Source organism: Klebsiella sp. SWET4 (assembly GCF_024296565.1).
In the GTDB taxonomy this organism is placed as follows: domain Bacteria; phylum Pseudomonadota; class Gammaproteobacteria; order Enterobacterales; family Enterobacteriaceae; genus Klebsiella; species Klebsiella variicola.
In genome coordinates, this window is record NZ_JANCOB010000001.1 from 487,142 (window position 1) to 503,293 (window position 16,152).

Below are 16,152 nucleotides of genomic sequence, written 5' to 3' on the forward strand. Positions count from 1 at the left end.
ATTTCTGTCTGGCTGGAGTGTGGCAGGCGCTGCTTAAACAAAAGCTAAATGATGACGGCCGATCGCCGCGCCGCGAGTCCGGCTGGCAACTATGCTTTAACAGGTCGCAAACTTTCACTCACTGGTCGAACGTGTCACAATGGGCGCCATTCGGCTTTTACTTATGTTGAATCAGGATATTAACTGCCCATGAAGGGTAAATATAAAGCCGCCATCGCGCTGGTGTTAGTGCTGGTGTTATTGCCGCTAACGCTGCTGTTGACGCTGACCCACTGGGTGCCGACGCTGGCGGGCATCTGGCTGCCTGTTGGCACTCGTATCTCGTTGCAGGAGAGCCCGCGTCTGACGCGGTCGGCTCTGCTGATCCCCGACCTGCGCTATCTGGTGGGCGACTGTGAACTCGCCCGGGTGACCGATACCCGCCTTTCGCGTCCCAGCCGCTGGCGGCTGCATATTGGCCAGCTGGACATCAACAGCGCTTGTCTGAGCAAACTGCCGGCCAGCGAGCCCACACCGGGATCGCCGCGCACCCTCGCCGAATGGCAATCGATGTTGCCCTACAGTTGGTTAACGATTGATAACCTGCGGCTGTCGCCGTGGGAGAAATGGCAGGGGCGGCTGGTGATGTCGTTGACGCCAGCGCAGCAGGACATCGGCTTTGCCGGTAAGGAACTGAGTCTGCAGGCGCGCCTGCGCGGCCAGGCCCTCACCGTCAGCCAGTTCAGCGCCCGGCTGACTGACGATCAGCCGCCGGTGAAGCTGGTGGGAACCTTCCACCTGCCGCTGGTACCGGATGGTCTGCCGGTCGACGGCCAGATGCAGGGCACCTTTGAATTTCCACAAACCGCGGAATGGATCGATGCCGAGCTCGAGTGGCAGCACAATCGCGGCCAGCTGCTGGTGACGCCGCGCGGCGAGGTAGAGCCGATCCTGGACCTGCCGTGGGAGATCACCCCGGAGCGGATCACCATCAGCGACGGCCGCTGGCGCACCCGCTACCAGAACTATCCGCTCAGCGGGCGCGTCGCATTGTCGGTGGGTAACTGGCAGCAGGGGACCGAGCAGATGACCGTCAGCGGTCGCTTAAATGTCCTCACCGAGGGGCATGCCGGCAAAGGCAACGCGGTGCTGAATATCGGTCCGGGCAAGCTAAGCATGGATAACAGCGACATGCCGCTGCGGCTCACCGGCGAGGCCAAGCTGGGGGAGATGATCTTCTACGCGGCGCTGCCGGCGCAGCTCAGCGGGTCGCTGGTCAGCCCGCAGCTGGCGTTTCATCCCGGGGCGCTGCTGCGTTCGCGCGGACGAGTGATCGATGCGCTGAATATTGATGAAATTCGCTGGCCGCTGGCTGGGGTGAAAGTGACCCAGCAGGGCGTCGATGGCCGCCTGCAGGCGATCCTCCGCGCCCATGAGCAGCAGATGGGCGACTTTACGCTGCATCTGGACGGTCAGGCGAGCGATTTTCTGCCCGACAGCGGCCGCTGGCAATGGCGCTACTGGGGTGAGGGACACTTCACCCCGATGCAGGCGCGCTGGGATGTGAAGGGCAGCGGGGAGTGGCGCGACAATGCTATTACCCTGAGCAGCCTCTCCACCGGCTTCGATAAGCTCGAGTACGGCACGATGCGGGTCAGTACGCCGCGTCTGACGCTCGAGCAGCCGATCCGCTGGCTGCGTGATGCCCAGCACCCGCGGCTGACCGGCGCGCTGTCGCTGGACGCGGCAAAGACCACCTTCTCCGGCGGCAGCTATCTCCCGGCGTCAACGCTGAAATTTGCCCTCGACGGCCGGGACCCGACGTGGTTCCAGTTCACCGGCGCCCTGCACGCCGATACCATTGGCCCGGTGCGGCTGACCGGGCGCTGGGATGGCGAACGGCTGCGCGGCCAGGCGTGGTGGCCAAAACAGTCGCTGACGGTGTTCCAGCCGCTGGTGCCACCGGACTGGAAGATGAATCTGCGGGAAGGCAGTCTCTATGCGCAGGTGGCCTTTTCGGCAGCAGCCGGGCAGGGATTTGAGGCGGGCGGCCACGGCGTGCTGAAGGGCGGCAGCGCCTGGATGCCGGACAATCAGATTAACGGCGTCGACTTCGTGCTGCCATTCCGTTTCAGCGACGGCCACTGGCAGCTGGGCACCCGCCGTCCGGTCTCCCTGCGTATTGGCGAAATCGTCAACCAGGTTACCGCGCGCAATCTGACGGCGGACCTACAGGGCACCTGGCCGTGGAGTGAGGCCAATCCGCTGCAGCTCAGCGACGTCAGCGTCGATCTGTTAGGCGGAAAACTGACCCTGCTGCAGCTGCGCATGCCGCAGCGCGACCCGGCGCTGATCCGTCTGCAACATATCTCCAGCAGCGAACTCACCAGCGCCGTCAAGGTGAAGCAGTTCGCTATGTCCGGGGCGGTGAGCGGCGCGCTGCCGCTGTGGCTGGAAAACAACCAATGGATCATCCACGACGGCTGGCTGCGTAATGACGGGCCGATGACCCTGCGGCTGGATAAAGACACTGCCGATGCGCTGGTGGCGGACAATGTCTCCGCCGGGGCGGCGATTAACTGGCTGCGCTATATGGAGATCTCCCGCTCGTGGACGCGGATTAACCTCGACAATCTGGGCGTATTGACGCTTAAGGCCACCATCAACGGTACCAGCCGGGTGGACGGGAAAAGCAGTACCGTGCATTTAAACTACGCTCATGAAGAGAATATTTTCGACCTGTGGCGCAGTTTACGCTTCGGCGACAATTTACAGGCGTGGCTCGAACAGAATGCCATGCTGCCCGTGCGGCGCTGTACGGACGGTAAGACATGTAAGGAACCTAAATGAAGAAGTTGCTACTGGCCATGGTGGCGCCGATGCTGCTCGCCGGCTGTACGCCGCGTATCGAAATTGCGGCATCGAAAGAGCCCATCACCATTAATATGAATGTCAAAATTGAGCATGAGATCCACATCAAGGTCGATAAGGATGTGGAAAATCTGCTGAAATCCCGCAGCGATCTGTTCTGAGGCGACGATGAGAAAACGACTGTTAAGCGCAGCGCTGGCGCTGACCTTACTCAGCGCGCCCGCGCTGGCGTTGACCCTGAGCGAAGCGCGGCAGCAGGGGCGGGTGGGGGAAACGCTGAACGGCTATCTGGCGCCGCTGCGCCAGGATAAAGAGACCTTAGCGCTGGTGAAGCAGATCAACGCCGCGCGCAGCGAAAGCTACCAGCAGCTGGCGGATGACAACAATCTGCCGGTAGATGAAGTGGCGAAAATGGCCGGGCAGAAGCTGGTGGCCCGGGCTCAGCCCGGGGAGTACGTCCAGGGGCTGAACGGCCAGTGGCGGCGTAAATGATCAGCGGCAGCGCTTGCGGTATTCGCCCGGCGAGACGCCAAAGCGCTGCTTAAAGGCGGTGGAGAAATGGCTGTGGTCGCTGAAGCCCCAGCGGTAGCCGATCCCCGCCAGCTTTTCGTCGTCGTGGGCATTCTGTAGCGCCCGGGCGCACAGATCCAACCGCCGGTTCTTAATATACTGCGCCACCACCAGCCCTTTGTCGGCAAACAGCCGGTACAGGCTGCGTACCGACATCCCCGTCTCGCTGGCCAGCCACTCCGGGCGCAAATGCTCCGACTGAATGGACGCATCGATTAAGGCAATAATCTTTTGAAACTGCTTTTCCCGCCGGGAAGGGGCAGGCTCGCGCTGATGCAGCACCGGGCGCAACAGGCAGGCGATCGCCTCCAGCGCCGCTTCACTCTCGCTGGCGGAGAGCACCGTGCCGCCCATGCTTTCCAGCAGTAGTCGCTGGCTGAGCTGCACCATTGGCAGGGATTTGTCCAGCCGGCAGGCGGTGGCGATGTCGCCTGATGGCGCCACCCGCTGGCGCGGCAGCAGCAGGGAGGCCTGACGCGAGGTCTGCTGCCAGACAATCGAGCACGGGCGGGCGGCATCGATTAACGTGATATCGCCCGCCGCCAGCGTCACCTGGCGATCGTCCTGTTCGATGATGGCTTCGCCGGCAAGCTGAAATACGGTGTAGAACCAGGCGTCGTTATCGCGTTTTATCTCATTGTGTGTGCGGTAGAGATTAACGCCGGCGGCGGTGACCGTGCTGACCTTGAGGTTACCAGCGTAGCGGGCGTCAATCTCGCCGTGGAAGCGCCCCTCCAGCGGCCGGGCGGCGAAATGGCCGCAGACCTGATTGATCGTCGCCAGCCAGCGCTGGTACGCCAGCCCTCCCTCTGCCGTGGTCATCATTCGCCCTTCTCCTGTAATAACAATGTTTCCGCATTGTTGCATTTATGCCGCCTCAGGCAAGGCCGCGATGGCGGGTATATGAAAGAACTATTACCTGCGGCACATTTCTGCCAGGGTAAGCCGCGGATTTGCGGCGACTGTCACAGCGGCGCAAACGAATGTCACAGAGAAAAAAGCGCCAGCCGCCAACCGGACATAGACTGAAAGCACTATCCGCGAAGAATAAGGAAAGGGTATGTCCACCTCTCAGATAGCGCTGCTTGCCAGCGTCCAGCAGTTTTTAGACCGTCAGCATGGCCTGTATATCGACGGCGCTCCCTGCGCCGCGCAGAGCGAAAACCGGTTAACCGTCTGGGATCCGGCCACCGGGCAGGCGATTGCCACCACCGCCGACGCCAGCCCGGCGGATGTTGACCGGGCGGTAATGTCCGCCTGGCGCGCTTTTGTCGATCGCCGCTGGGCCGGGCGCACCCCGGCCGACCGTGAACGCATCCTGCTGCGTTTTGCCGACCTGGTGGAGCAGCACGGCGAAGAGCTGGCGCAACTGGAAACCCTTGAGCAGGGCAAATCCATTGCGATCTCTCGCGCCTTTGAGGTCGGCTGCACCCTGAACTGGATGCGCTACACCGCGGGGCTGACCACCAAGATCAGCGGCCGGACGCTGGACGTGTCGATCCCGTTCCCGCAAGGGGCGCGTTACCAGGCGTGGACCAAAAAAGAGCCGGTCGGGGTGGTGGCGGGCATCGTCCCGTGGAATTTCCCGCTGATGATCGGCATGTGGAAGGTCATGCCGGCCCTGGCGGCAGGCTGTTCGATCGTCATCAAACCTTCTGAAACCACCCCGCTGACCCTGCTGCGGGTGGCGGAGCTGGCGACCCTGGCGGGCATACCTGACGGGGTATTCAACGTGGTCACCGGCAGCGGCGCCGGCTGCGGCGCGGCGCTGACCGCCCATCCGCAGGTAGCGAAGGTCAGCTTTACCGGCTCGACGGCGACCGGGAAACAGATCGCCCGCGTGGCCGCCGACCGCCTGACTCGCGTGACGCTGGAGCTGGGCGGCAAGAACCCGGCGATTGTGCTCAAAGATGCCGATCCCCAGTGGGTTATTGAGGGGCTGATGACCGGTAGCTTCCTCAATCAGGGGCAGGTCTGCGCCGCCAGCTCGCGGATCTACATCGAAGCGCCGCTGTTTGACACCCTGGTCAGCGGTTTCGAGCAGGCGGTAAAATCGCTGCAGGTGGGGCCGGGGATGCAGGAGACGGCGCAGATCAACCCGGTGGTCTCCCGGGCCCACTGCGACAAGGTGGCGGCCTACCTCGAAGAGGCTCGCCAGCAGAAGGCAGAGCTCATCAGCGGCAGCGCCGGACCGGATGCGGGGGGGTATTATATTCCGCCGACGCTGGTGGTTAACCCCGACGCCGGGCTGCGCCTCACCCGTGAGGAGGTGTTTGGCCCGGTGGTGAACCTGGTGCGGGTGGCCGACGGCGAGGAGGCGCTGCGTCTGGCCAACGACAGCGATTTTGGCCTGACCGCCAGCGTCTGGACCCGCGATCTAACCCAGGCCCTGAACTACACCGACCGTCTGCAGGCGGGAACGGTATGGGTCAACAGCCATACCCTGATTGACGCCAACCTGCCTTTCGGCGGCATGAAGCAGTCTGGTACCGGCCGCGATTTCGGCCCTGACTGGCTCGACGGCTGGTGCGAAACCAAATCCGTCTGCGTGCGTTACTAGACCGCTGTCGGGGAAAGCGAATGGCTTTTCCCGACGCGCCGCTTGCCGACCTCCGGTCTTTCTCGCTACTGTGGAGGGCAATCTTTGCCCAACCAGGGCGGTGAATCATCAGGAGGTCTTCGGCATGTCAGCATTTCCTAAGGTTGCACTTATTGGTCCCGGCGCCATCGGCACGACTATCGCCGCCGCCCTGTTTGAGGTGGGGAGGGCGCCGATGGTCTGCGGGCGTACCGCCCATTCGGCGCTGGTGCTGCGCACTGACGAGGGCGAGATCGTGGTGCCCGGCCCGGTGCACACCGACCCAACGGCGATAGCCGCCCCCTTCGACCTGGTCTTTGTCGCGGTGAAAACTACCCAGACGGAGGCCATCGCCTCCTGGCTGACGGCCCTGTGTTCCACGGACACCGTGGTGTGCGTGCTGCAAAACGGCGTTGAGCAGCGCCAGCAGTTTGCCCCCCTGACCGGCGGCGCGACGGTGTTGCCCTCGGTGGTCTGGTTTCCGGCGCAGCGCGATGCCGATGCCTCTGTCTGGCTGCGCGCCACGCCGCGCCTGACCCTCCCGGATCTGCCGGGGGCAGAGCGAGTGCAGCAGGCGCTGGCGGGGACCCGCTGCGCGGTGGACCTGGCGGCGGATTTTACCACCGTGGCCTGGCGTAAACTGTTGCAGAACGCCGTAGCCGGACTGATGGTGCTGACCGGACGCCGCGCCGGGATGTTTGCCCGGGAAGACATTACTGCCCTCGGACTGGCTTATTTGCGCGAATGTCTGCAGGTGGCGCGGGCGGAAGGGGCCGCCCTGGGCGACAGCGTGCCGGAGGAGATTATCGCCGGCTTTCACCGGGCGCCTGCCGACTTAAGCACCTCTATTCTGATCGATCGTCTGAATGGCCGACCGCTGGAGTGGGATATTCGTAACGGCGTGGTGCAGCGTCGCGGACGTCAGCACGGCATTCCGACACCGCTCAGCGATATCATCGTGCCGCTGCTGGCGGCAGCCAGCGACGGCCCGGGCTGACCCGGGCAGGCGCGGGGGTTAGTCCACCAGGGAGGGATCGAGGTCGATCATTAACTGCTTCATTTCGGCAAAATGCTGCCGCGAGAAATCGGCAATCTTCTCCCAGTCCTGGGCCGTTTTTTCCGCTACCGCGTCTGACAGAACCTTCAGCGGCTGGCCGGTGGACCAGGCGGTGATCAGGATCTGACAGGCGCGCTCCAGGGTCCAGATATCATCGAACGCCTCGCCGATGGTCAGGGCGGTCACCAGCACCCCGTGATTCCCCATCAGCAGGCGGCGTTTGTCCGCCAGCAGGCCCGCCAGCCGGGCGCCTTCTGCCGCGGTGTCCGCCATCCCGCCGTACAGCGTATCGACGGCGACCCGGTTAAAATAGCGGGCCGTGTTCTGGTCGATGGGCAGGATCTGCGGCGTCGCCAGACAGGCGAGGCTGGTGGTGTACACCGGGTGCAGATGCAGCACCACCCGCACGTCCGGGAGCCGCTGATGGATCTGCCCGTGAATAGCCCACGCGGTGGCATCGACGTCAGGGCGCGCGGCGCAACGTTCATCATCGGCGTTCAGCACCAGCAGATCGCTGGCGCGGATGCGCGAAAAGTGTTTCCACTTCGGGTTGAGTAAAAACGTTTTCCCGTCAGCGGAGAGCGCGGCGCTGAAATGGTTGGCCACCGCCTCATGCATGCCGAGATGGGCAATGATGCGAAAGGTGGCCGCCAGGTCGATGCGGATCTGCTCTTCATCGGAATCGCGCATGGGCATTACTCCGCTTTCGGCATCAGGGTCTGCAGATCGTCCGCCGTCGGCGCCTGGAAGTGATATTTCTTCAGCAGGGCGGCATATTCCGGCGTCGCGCTGTATTTTTTCAGCGCCTCTTCGAGGGCGGTTTTCACCTCAGTATTGCCTTTTTTAACGCCAAAGCCGTTCAGCACCGGATAGATCAGCGTGTCAGAGGAGATAACCACCCGGTCACCCAGTTTTTCCACCACCCCGCGCGCCACGGCGGCGTCGGTGATCTGCGCATCCACCGCGCGCGACAACAGCGCCTGGGTGGTCTGCGGGTCGGTGGTATAAACGCTCAGCGCAATCGGCTTCAACCCCTTCTTCACGCAGTAGTCGGCGGAAAGCTTCTGCAATTGCGCCAGCCACGAGGTGGCGCCCATCGAGCCGATTTTATGCCCGCAGAAGTCCTCCGGGGTCTTAGGCTGGTAGTCGCCGCCTTTGCGGGCGAGGATCGCTTCCCCACTTTTCAGGTACGGCACCATATCGATCACCTTCAGGCGTTCGGCGGTAATGTACATCGACGAGTTGGTGATATCGAAGCGCCCACCCTGCAGCCCGGGGATCAGGTTGGGGAAGCGGGTATCGATATTCACTGCTTCACGGCCCATAGTCTTCGCCAGACCATCGAGCAGCTCGATGTCAAAACCGGCTGGCTTATTGTTTTCCATGTACTCGTAAGGAAAAAAGGTCATGTCCGAACCGGCGGTGATCTTACCGCTTTGCTGAAAGGCCAGTGCGCTAAAGGATGTCAGAGCAGCCGCTGCGCAGAGCAGCAGGGTCAGCGGGCGTGGTGCGAAAATGCGTGTCATAAAACCTCCGGAGTGTGGGCAAATTACATGCTGGCGCGATCGGCGCCGGCCTGCTGAACAAAAAACGAAGCGCCGCGCGGCTTCTGCGGCAGACGAAGCTGGTTATTGGTGCTGCGCACCAGACCGCTCTCTTCTCCCGCGACCAGTTGGCCGGCATGGCGGCTCGGCAGCGGGTTTTCGCCGTAGGGTAGCGCATCCTCCGCGGCGTAGACGCTGATGAACAGGGTGCGCGGCAGGGCGGTCTCGTTGGGGCTGGAGGCGTGCAGCAGGCGGGTATGCATAAAGCAGACTGAGCCCGCCGGGCCAAAACAGGCCTGCGGCTGCTGGCAGTGCGTCGCCACCACCTCATCATCCACCGCCCCCGTGAAGCGCCCCTCCTGCCAGTGGGACCACAGCGGCCCCTGATGACTGCCAGGCACCACGTTGAGCGGGCCATTCTCTGGCGTCACCTCGCTGACCATCAGCAGGGCGGTGATGATGTCGTCATTGCTGTGCGGGGTGAAAAGGAAATCCTGATGCCATTTCACCTCGGTGGCGGTGTGCGGCAGCTTGGAGTTAATTTTGCTGTGATGAAAGCGGGTGCCGCTGCCGCCGATCAGCTGCGCGGCGATGGTCGCCATCCGCGAGTTCAGCGCAGTATGGCGATAGGCCTCGGAGATCTCCGTCGGGGAGGCGACCCGGCGCAGCGACGGATGGTCAGGAGCATGATCGCGCTCGATATCGAAGCGCGGCCGCCCGTCGAGGGTTTCTCCCCACACCGTCGCGTGACCGCGGCTCTCCTCGACCCAGCCGTCGAAATCGCTCTGCAGGGCGGCGATGTCGGCGCTGGAAAGCACCTCTTCGACCACCAGAAAACCCTGCTGATGAAACTGATCAATTTGCCACTGCGCAATCATAGTTTTTCCTCTTCACGTTCCGATAGTTAAGCCAGAGAAACATCTTTGAGAAAGGCCTCGACCCGCGGGTGTTGCCCGCTACGCATCGCCTGCGGCGTGTCATCGCACACCACCCGGCCTTTCTCCATAAACACGATCCGGTCGGACACTTTGAAGGCGAAGTTCATCTCGTGGGTGACGATGACCATGGTGATGCCTTCGTGGGCCAGGGATTCGATAACCTGCAGCACTTCATTCACTTTTTCCGGATCCAGCGCCGAGGTGGGCTCATCGAACAGCATGATCTGCGGACGCATCATCAGGGCGCGGGCGATCGCCACCCGCTGCTGCTGTCCGCCGGAGAGCTGGTGCGGATACTTCCAGGCGTGCTCCAGCATGCCCACTTTGTGCAGTAGTTCGCAGGCGTGCTGGCGCAGTTCCGCGTCACTTGCCAGATGGTGATAGCGCGGGGCCAGCAGCAGATTGCCGAACACGGTCAGATGCGGGAACAGGTTAAAGCTCTGGAACACCATGCCGATGTTCAGGCGATGTTCGGCATTCTCCATAAAGCGCGGCTTCTGCTGCCCCTGGCGGTCGAGGTGAATAAAGGGTTGGCCGTTAATCTGAATTTCGCCGTTATCGATCTGCTCAAGACCGTTCAGCAGGCGAATGAGGGTGGTTTTCCCCGAGCCTGACGGACCGATGACCGAGACCACCTCGCCGGGCTGGATCTGCAGGCTCACCGCCCCCAGCACTTCGACGTTGTTGTAGGCCTTATGCAGCTTAGAGGCCTGCAGCGCCGGCTCATGACTCTGGGTGACGCTGCGCGCCATCGCCGGGCGGCGGGCGCTGGCCAGCCGCTGCATCTCGGCATCTACCGGACGAGCGGTATTGCGCTGGGTCACGTCAAGGTAGTTCTCCAGCCGTTTCAGCAGAAAATCGAACACCGTGACGATAAAGATGTAATAAAACGCCACGGCCGTCATCGTCTCCATGACCAGAAAGTTCTGCGAGTAGAGCTGCTGGCCGACCATCAATATTTCGGTCAGGGAGATCACCGACACCAGCGAACTGAGCTTCACGATGGCGATATATTCATTGGCCAGCGCCGGCAGGGCGACGCGCAGCGCCTGGGGGATGATCACCCGCCACTGGATCCCGGCGTAGCGCAACCCCAGGGCCCGCGCGGCTTCGCTCTGCCCGCGAGGGATGGAGAGCAATCCGCCGCGGTGGATCTCGGCGATATAAGCCGCTTCGCTGAGGACCATTGCCAGCAGGCCGGCCCAGAAGGGATCGTTCAGCACCGGGGCGAAGGAGGGCAGCGCCTGCGGCATGTTGTAGACAAAAATCAGCAGGACCAGCAGCGGCATACTGCGAAATAACCAGATATACAGCCGGGCTGGGGTGGATAACCAGCCGCGCGGCGACTGTTTGGCCAGCGCCAGAATAAATCCGAGCACAATACTGCAGCCCCAGGTCAGCAGACTTAATTTAATGACGGTCCAGGTGGCCCACCAAAAATCGGCATCGCTGAGCAGGCTTAACATGTAGTTCCAGTTAAACGTCATGGGCTATTTCACTCGTCATAATTATCAAAAATGAAAGTGGCTCGGCTGTGCCGTAATGGGGAGCCACCGGTATTCATCGTGCGAATACACTATGCTGGTAGGATGCTTTCAGAGGCAATTAGTAAATTTTTGGCCTTTAAGTTTAAAAAAACTATACAGCGATATTAACGATATGGAATTTAAAGTGATTGTTAAGATACTTTGCGTAAACAATTTAAAAACAATGACTGTAATTCAATAACGCTATTTTGAGCAGACAGGTTATTTTGCGCGAAACTGGGGCAGACGCTGCCAGTCTGGCGTGCAGCGTGGCGCATGATGGTGCAATGGTGGAAATAAACCACGCGGGCGTAGAGCAATAATAAATATTGTCGCCCCTTGTCGGGCAATGCGCCGCTCTTTTCCGGGGGTGGCACGCGGATTGCTTGGGACTTAGAGGAAAACTATTCCCCGTGTGCGCCGGACCATATTTTATCAATGGTGATGCTATGAACCGATTTACCCTGAAGCAGCTCAAATATTTCGTCACCGTGGTGGAGACGGAGAGTATCGCTGAGGCCTCCCGCCAGCTGCACATTGCGCAGCCGTCGATTTCGATTGCCATCAAGAATCTGGAGAGCACCTTCGACCAGCAGCTGTTTATTCGCCACCATGCGCAGGGCGTTTCGCTCACCTCCAGCGGTCGGCGGATCTACGATAAAGCGAAAGAGCTGCTGCGCCTGTCCTGGGAGTTCGAACAGAATTCGCGAGCGGATAAAGAGCTGGTTTCTGGCATGATCTCCATCGGTTGCTTCGAATCGGTGGCTCCGCTGTATATGCCGAAGCTGGTGGCCGGGTTTAAGAAATGCTATCCGGAAATCACCCTGCATCTGTACGACGGCGAACAGCATGAGCTGATGCATGGCCTGCACCGCGGCCGCTTCGACCTGGCGCTGGTTTACGATCTGGAGCTCGGCCATTCGATCAATAAAGAGCGGCTCAATGCCCCGCATAAACCCTACGCGCTGCTGCCCGCCGCGCATCCGCTGGCGCAGAAGGCGCAGGTGACGCTGCAGGAGCTGAGCCGCGAGCCGATGATCCTCCTCGATGCGGTCCCCAGTAAAAATTATTTTATCTCCATCTTTAAGGAAAAGGGTTATCACCCGGAAGTGGCTTACAGTTCCCCCTCCATTGAAATGGTGCGCTGTATGGTGGGTCAGGGGTTGGGTTTTTCGGTGCTGGTCACCCGGCCCTGCTGCGATATGACCTACGATGGTGAAAGAGTGGTGCAGCGGGATATTGCCGACGAGATGCCCGCCTCGACCTTAATTATGGCGCATCTCGCGAATAATGAGCCCACGCGGCCGACGCAACTGTTTATGGATTATTGTCGCAGCATCGAATTAACCCCAACTCACGCCTGAAATAACGCCTGTCGATCCGGCAGGCATTATTTTTTGTCGTCACTCAGCCTCGCAAAATTCTATTCAGTCGATCGTTTTATAATATTTTACCAATTCGTCACAGTTAAATAACCTGAAAGCCGTCAATTCCGGCGACGTCGTCGGCAACTGTGCTTGAAGGATAGCGAAATGACTGAACAGATTACCGAGATCGATACCCTGGTGGTGGGCGCGGGGCAGGCGGGCGTCGCCATGAGCGAGCATCTGACCCGGCTGGATATCCCCCACCTGGTGCTGGAAAAGCAGGGTATTGCCCAGGCCTGGCGCAGCGGACGCTGGGATTCGCTGGTCGCCAACGGCCCGGCCTGGCACGATCGGTTCCCGGGCATGGTGTTCCCGGACTGCCCGGCAGACAGCTTTGTCGGCAAAGAGCAGGTGGCAGACTATTTTGCCGCCTATGCCCGCAGCTTCAATGCGCCGATCCGTACCGGGGTGGAGGTTTTCAGCGCCGAACGCCTCGTCGGACGGCCGGGCTTTCGTATCGACACCTCGCAGGGGGTGATTGAAGCGCAGCGGATCGTAGCGGCCACCGGGCCGTTTCAGCGGCCAGTGATCCCGGCCATCGCCCCACAGAGTCAGGCTATTCAGCAGCTCCACTCCGCGCACTATTTTAACCCGCAGCAGCTACCGGAGGGCGGTGTGCTGGTGATTGGCGCAGGCTCCTCCGGCGTGCAGATTGCCGATGAGCTACAGCGAGCCGGACGCGCGGTGTGGCTGTCGGTGGGAGCGCACGACCGCCCGCCGCGTCGCTATCGTCAGCGCGATTTTTGCTGGTGGCTCGGGGTGCTGGGAATGTGGGATGCCGCGGCCAATGCGCCGGGTAAAGAGCATGTCACTATCGCGGTGAGCGGCGCGCGCGGCGGCCATACCGTCGATTTTCGCCAGCTGGCGCATCAGGGGGTCACGTTAGTGGGGCAGACCCGTGGCTTTGACGGTGACAAAGCACTGTTTCACCACGACCTGGCGGAGAATATCCGCCGCGGCGATGCCTCCTACCTTGCGCTGCTCGACGCCGCGGACGCGTGGGTGGCCCGCAACGGTATGGACCTGCCCGAAGAGCCCTCCGCCCGCGAATTTCTGCCCGATCCGGCCTGCGTTACCGACCCGCTGCTCAGTCTCAATCTGGCTGAGGCCGGGATCGGCACCATCATCTGGGCGACGGGCTACACCACCGACTATCGCTGGCTGAAGGTCAACGCCTTCGATGACGCACAGCGGCCACAGCATCACCGCGGCGTATCGACGGAGCCGGGCGTCTATTTCCTCGGCCTGCCTTGGCTCTCGCGGCGCGGGTCCACCTTTATCTGGGGCGTCTGGCACGATGCCAAATATATTGCCGACCAGATCGCCATTCAGCGCCAGTACCAGCGTTACCAGCCGTCCTGTTAACCGTTTTCCTTAAGGAGTGCTTTGATGCCAACTCATACCCGTATTCGCATGTTTAACACCAAAGAGACCTACCCGAACCAGGCGCTGAACAACGATCTGTGCCAGGCGGTGCGGGCCGGCAATACCGTCTACGTTCGCGGCCAGGTTGGCACCGATTTCGCAGGCAATCTGATTGGCCTCGGCGACCCGCGGGCGCAGGCGGAGCAGGCAATGAAGAATGTTGAACAGTTGCTGAAAGAGGCGGGAAGCGACCTCTCGCATATCGTCAAGACCACCACTTATCTGATCGATCCCCGCTATCGCGAGCCGGTCTATCAGGAGGTGGGCAAATGGTTAAAAGGCGTCTTTCCCATCTCCACCGGGGTGGTGGTGTCGGCCCTCGCGCAGCCGCAGTGGCTGATGGAGATTGACGTTACGGCGGTGATCCCTGACGACTGGCAGGGGGAGGCAGCAGAATGACTCTCTCTATTAGCGCCCGCTGCCCGGAATCAGGTCAGTTGGGCATTGCCATTAGTTCGTCGAGCATGGCCGTGGGATCGCGCTGTCCGTGGCTATTGCCCGGCGTCGGCGCAGTCGCCAGTCAGAACATAACCTTACCGTCGCTGGGGCCGCATATTCTTGGTGCGCTTGAGGCGGGGGCCTCCGTTGAGCAGGCTCTGAACCTGGCCCTGGCGGAGGACCGCTTCCGCGAATATCGCCAGGTCGCGGCGATTGATGCCAACGGTGAAGTGGCGGCGTTCAGCGGAGAACATACTCTCGGGATCGGTGGCACCCTGGCGGGAGATAACTGCGTGGCGGCGGGCAACATGCTGGCCAGTCACGAGGTGATCGCCGCGATGGTGGCCGCCTTCGAGACGGCGAGCGGTGAACTGGCCAGCCGGCTGCTGGCCGGGCTGCGCGCGGGGATTGCCGCCGGGGGCGAGGCCGGCCCGGTCCACTCGGCGGCGGTGAAGGTGGTGGACGATTACCCGTGGCCGGTGGTCGATCTGCGTATTGACTGGGCGGAGACGGATCCGCTGGCGGCCCTTGAGCAACTGTGGCTGGCCTGGGAGCCGCAAATGGACGCCTATATTACCCGGGCGCTCGACCCTCGCGATGCGCCCGCCTATGGCGTCCCCGGCGATGAATAACATCCTCGCCGCGCTGCTGGCTTTTGACACCACCAGCCGCCATTCGAACCTGGCGATGATCGACTGGATCGCCGATTTTCTCGCTGCCCGCGGCGTGGCGTCGCGCCGCTTTTATGACCCGTCGGGCGGTAAGGCCAATCTCTACGCCCGGCTGGGGCCGTCCGGCGGCGGTGGGGTGATGCTCTCGGGCCACACCGACGTGGTCCCGGTGGACGGCCAGGCCTGGAGCGTTCCGCCTTTCAGCCTCACCGAGCGCGATGGCCGCTACTATGGCCGCGGCAGCGCCGATATGAAGGGGTTTCTCGCCTGCGTGCTGGCGGCAGTGGATGACTTTCTGGCGGCGCCGCTGCGCATGCCACTGCATCTGGCCTTCTCCTATGACGAAGAGGTCGGCTGTCTCGGTGTGCGCAGCCTGGTGGATTTTCTGCAGGCCTCGCCGGAGAAACCGGCGCTGTGCCTCATCGGCGAGCCGACAGAGATGCAGCCGGTGTTCGGTCATAAAGGCAAACTGGCCATGCGCTGCTGCATCGAGGGGCAGGCCTGCCATTCGGCCTATGCCCCGCAGGGGGTGAACGCCATCCGCTACGCGGCCAGGCTGATCAACCACCTGGATCGGCTGGGCGTGCGTCTGGCCCGGCAGCAGGACAGCCGCTTTTCGCCGCCCTTCAGCACGCTGCAGGTGGGCACCATTCAGGGTGGGGCCGCGCTGAATATTGTTCCGCAGTCCTGCCGCTTTGATTTTGAGATCCGCTACCTGCCGGGGATGCGTCCCGAAGCGGTCACCGAGGCGCTGGCGGCCTACGCCCATCGCCAGCTGCTGCCGGAGATGCGCCGGGTAGGCAGCGGGAGCGACATCCAGTTCCAGCTGTTAAGCCACTATCCGCCGCTGCTCAGCGATCCGCAGTCCGACTTCGCCCGCTGGCTGGCGCAGTGGTGCGGCAGCGACCGCTTCTCCACCGTGGCGTTCGGCACCGAAGGAGGGCTGTTCGATGAGATGGGCGTCGCGACCCTGGTCTGCGGACCGGGCAGCATGGCCCAGGGCCATAAGGCCGATGAGTACATCAGCATCGCGCAGACCGAGCGCTGTATGACGATGCTGCGACAGCTTTGCGCGTGGATGCGTGCCGAACCGGCGGAACCGCTCACCTGATCCCTCAACACAGGAAC

At 61.9% G+C, this 16,152-nt stretch carries 15 protein-coding genes; 10 read left to right on the plus strand and 5 right to left on the minus strand.

From position 1 onward, the window contains the following. Positions 1-189 precede the first annotated feature (189 nt). Genes NKJ21_RS02625 through NKJ21_RS02635 form a run of 3 tightly spaced genes read left to right on the plus strand, consistent with a single transcriptional unit; the run spans position 190 to position 3,342 of the window. Entirely contained in the window at positions 190-2,829 is a 2,640-nt protein-coding gene (locus NKJ21_RS02625) for a YdbH family protein (RefSeq protein WP_008805141.1), read from the plus strand. Next, positions 2,826-3,011: a YnbE family lipoprotein gene (locus NKJ21_RS02630; protein WP_012541949.1), complete on the plus strand. Its 186-nt coding sequence runs from the start codon at positions 2,826-2,828 to the stop codon at positions 3,009-3,011. The genes NKJ21_RS02625 and NKJ21_RS02630 overlap by 4 nt, the downstream gene beginning before the upstream one ends. 7 nt (positions 3,012-3,018) lie before the next feature. Beyond that, positions 3,019-3,342 (plus strand): YdbL family protein, encoded by a 324-nt coding sequence (locus tag NKJ21_RS02635; RefSeq protein ID WP_012541948.1) that lies wholly within the window; start codon positions 3,019-3,021, stop codon positions 3,340-3,342. Here NKJ21_RS02635 and feaR read toward each other — a convergent pair whose 3' ends face one another. After that, entirely contained in the window at positions 3,343-4,245 is a 903-nt protein-coding gene (feaR, locus tag NKJ21_RS02640) for a transcriptional regulator FeaR (RefSeq protein WP_221019344.1), read from the minus strand. Between the two features lie 235 nt (positions 4,246-4,480). On the opposite strand from feaR, the gene NKJ21_RS02645 reads away from it, so the two are divergent. Continuing rightward, on the plus strand, positions 4,481-5,980 hold the full coding sequence (locus NKJ21_RS02645; RefSeq protein WP_012541945.1) for an aldehyde dehydrogenase family protein: 1,500 nt from the start codon (positions 4,481-4,483) through the stop codon (positions 5,978-5,980). A gap of 124 nt (positions 5,981-6,104) precedes the next feature. Continuing rightward, entirely contained in the window at positions 6,105-6,995 is an 891-nt protein-coding gene (locus NKJ21_RS02650; protein ID WP_016160898.1) for an oxidoreductase, read from the plus strand. A gap of 18 nt (positions 6,996-7,013) precedes the next feature. On the opposite strand, the gene NKJ21_RS02655 is transcribed toward NKJ21_RS02650, so the two are convergent. From NKJ21_RS02655 to NKJ21_RS02670, 4 genes are read right to left on the minus strand one after another with little or no spacing between them, the layout of a single operon-like run. Next, on the minus strand, positions 7,014-7,745 hold the full coding sequence (locus NKJ21_RS02655; protein ID WP_232757131.1) for a class II aldolase and adducin N-terminal domain-containing protein: 732 nt from the start codon (positions 7,743-7,745) through the stop codon (positions 7,014-7,016). 5 nt (positions 7,746-7,750) lie between these two features. Further along, on the minus strand, positions 7,751-8,581 hold the full coding sequence (locus NKJ21_RS02660) for an ABC transporter substrate-binding protein (protein WP_008805135.1): 831 nt from the start codon (positions 8,579-8,581) through the stop codon (positions 7,751-7,753). Positions 8,582-8,604: 23 nt separating this feature from the next. Further along, entirely contained in the window at positions 8,605-9,477 is an 873-nt protein-coding gene (locus NKJ21_RS02665; RefSeq protein WP_004224469.1) for a phytanoyl-CoA dioxygenase family protein, read from the minus strand. A gap of 26 nt (positions 9,478-9,503) precedes the next feature. Next, positions 9,504-11,024, minus strand: coding sequence for an amino acid ABC transporter permease/ATP-binding protein (locus NKJ21_RS02670; protein WP_004190429.1), 1,521 nt, complete (start codon positions 11,022-11,024; stop codon positions 9,504-9,506). 488 nt (positions 11,025-11,512) lie between these two features. Here NKJ21_RS02670 and NKJ21_RS02675 point away from each other — a divergent pair, with 488 nt between their 5' ends. The 5 genes from NKJ21_RS02675 to argE all read left to right on the plus strand — a co-directional run bounded on the left by NKJ21_RS02675 (position 11,513) and on the right by argE (position 16,135). Next, entirely contained in the window at positions 11,513-12,427 is a 915-nt protein-coding gene (locus tag NKJ21_RS02675; protein ID WP_004190428.1) for a LysR substrate-binding domain-containing protein, read from the plus strand. Between the two features lie 168 nt (positions 12,428-12,595). Then, positions 12,596-13,855, plus strand: a complete 1,260-nt coding sequence (locus tag NKJ21_RS02680) for an NAD(P)/FAD-dependent oxidoreductase (protein WP_022065437.1) — start codon at positions 12,596-12,598, stop codon at positions 13,853-13,855. 24 nt (positions 13,856-13,879) lie between these two features. Then, positions 13,880-14,314, plus strand: coding sequence for a RidA family protein (locus tag NKJ21_RS02685; RefSeq protein WP_004190423.1), 435 nt, complete (start codon positions 13,880-13,882; stop codon positions 14,312-14,314). After that, entirely contained in the window at positions 14,311-14,985 is a 675-nt protein-coding gene (locus tag NKJ21_RS02690) for a DUF1028 domain-containing protein (RefSeq protein ID WP_008805132.1), read from the plus strand. The genes NKJ21_RS02685 and NKJ21_RS02690 overlap by 4 nt, the downstream gene beginning before the upstream one ends. Next, a complete protein-coding gene (argE, locus tag NKJ21_RS02695; RefSeq protein WP_023279025.1) occupies positions 14,963-16,135 on the plus strand; it encodes an acetylornithine deacetylase in 1,173 nt (390 codons plus the stop codon). The genes NKJ21_RS02690 and argE overlap by 23 nt, the downstream gene beginning before the upstream one ends. Positions 16,136-16,152 lie beyond the last annotated feature (17 nt).

What these genes read in the sequence shown, in the direction of transcription:
- NKJ21_RS02625 (WP_008805141.1), top strand. Translation starts at nt 190, where the DNA reads ATGAAGGGTAAATATAAAGCCGCCATCGCGCTGGTGTTAGTGCTGGTG.
- NKJ21_RS02630 (WP_012541949.1), top strand. Translation starts at nt 2,826, where the DNA reads ATGAAGAAGTTGCTACTGGCCATGGTGGCGCCGATGCTGCTCGCCGGC.
- NKJ21_RS02635 (WP_012541948.1), top strand. Translation starts at nt 3,019, where the DNA reads ATGAGAAAACGACTGTTAAGCGCAGCGCTGGCGCTGACCTTACTCAGC.
- feaR (WP_221019344.1), bottom strand. Translation starts at nt 4,245, where the DNA reads ATGATGACCACGGCAGAGGGAGGGCTGGCGTACCAGCGCTGGCTGGCG.
- NKJ21_RS02645 (WP_012541945.1), top strand. Translation starts at nt 4,481, where the DNA reads ATGTCCACCTCTCAGATAGCGCTGCTTGCCAGCGTCCAGCAGTTTTTA.
- NKJ21_RS02650 (WP_016160898.1), top strand. Translation starts at nt 6,105, where the DNA reads ATGTCAGCATTTCCTAAGGTTGCACTTATTGGTCCCGGCGCCATCGGC.
- NKJ21_RS02655 (WP_232757131.1), bottom strand. Translation starts at nt 7,745, where the DNA reads ATGCGCGATTCCGATGAAGAGCAGATCCGCATCGACCTGGCGGCCACC.
- NKJ21_RS02660 (WP_008805135.1), bottom strand. Translation starts at nt 8,581, where the DNA reads ATGACACGCATTTTCGCACCACGCCCGCTGACCCTGCTGCTCTGCGCA.
- NKJ21_RS02665 (WP_004224469.1), bottom strand. Translation starts at nt 9,477, where the DNA reads ATGATTGCGCAGTGGCAAATTGATCAGTTTCATCAGCAGGGTTTTCTG.
- NKJ21_RS02670 (WP_004190429.1), bottom strand. Translation starts at nt 11,024, where the DNA reads ATGACGTTTAACTGGAACTACATGTTAAGCCTGCTCAGCGATGCCGAT.
- NKJ21_RS02675 (WP_004190428.1), top strand. Translation starts at nt 11,513, where the DNA reads ATGAACCGATTTACCCTGAAGCAGCTCAAATATTTCGTCACCGTGGTG.
- NKJ21_RS02680 (WP_022065437.1), top strand. Translation starts at nt 12,596, where the DNA reads ATGACTGAACAGATTACCGAGATCGATACCCTGGTGGTGGGCGCGGGG.
- NKJ21_RS02685 (WP_004190423.1), top strand. Translation starts at nt 13,880, where the DNA reads ATGCCAACTCATACCCGTATTCGCATGTTTAACACCAAAGAGACCTAC.
- NKJ21_RS02690 (WP_008805132.1), top strand. Translation starts at nt 14,311, where the DNA reads ATGACTCTCTCTATTAGCGCCCGCTGCCCGGAATCAGGTCAGTTGGGC.
- argE (WP_023279025.1), top strand. Translation starts at nt 14,963, where the DNA reads ATGGCGTCCCCGGCGATGAATAACATCCTCGCCGCGCTGCTGGCTTTT.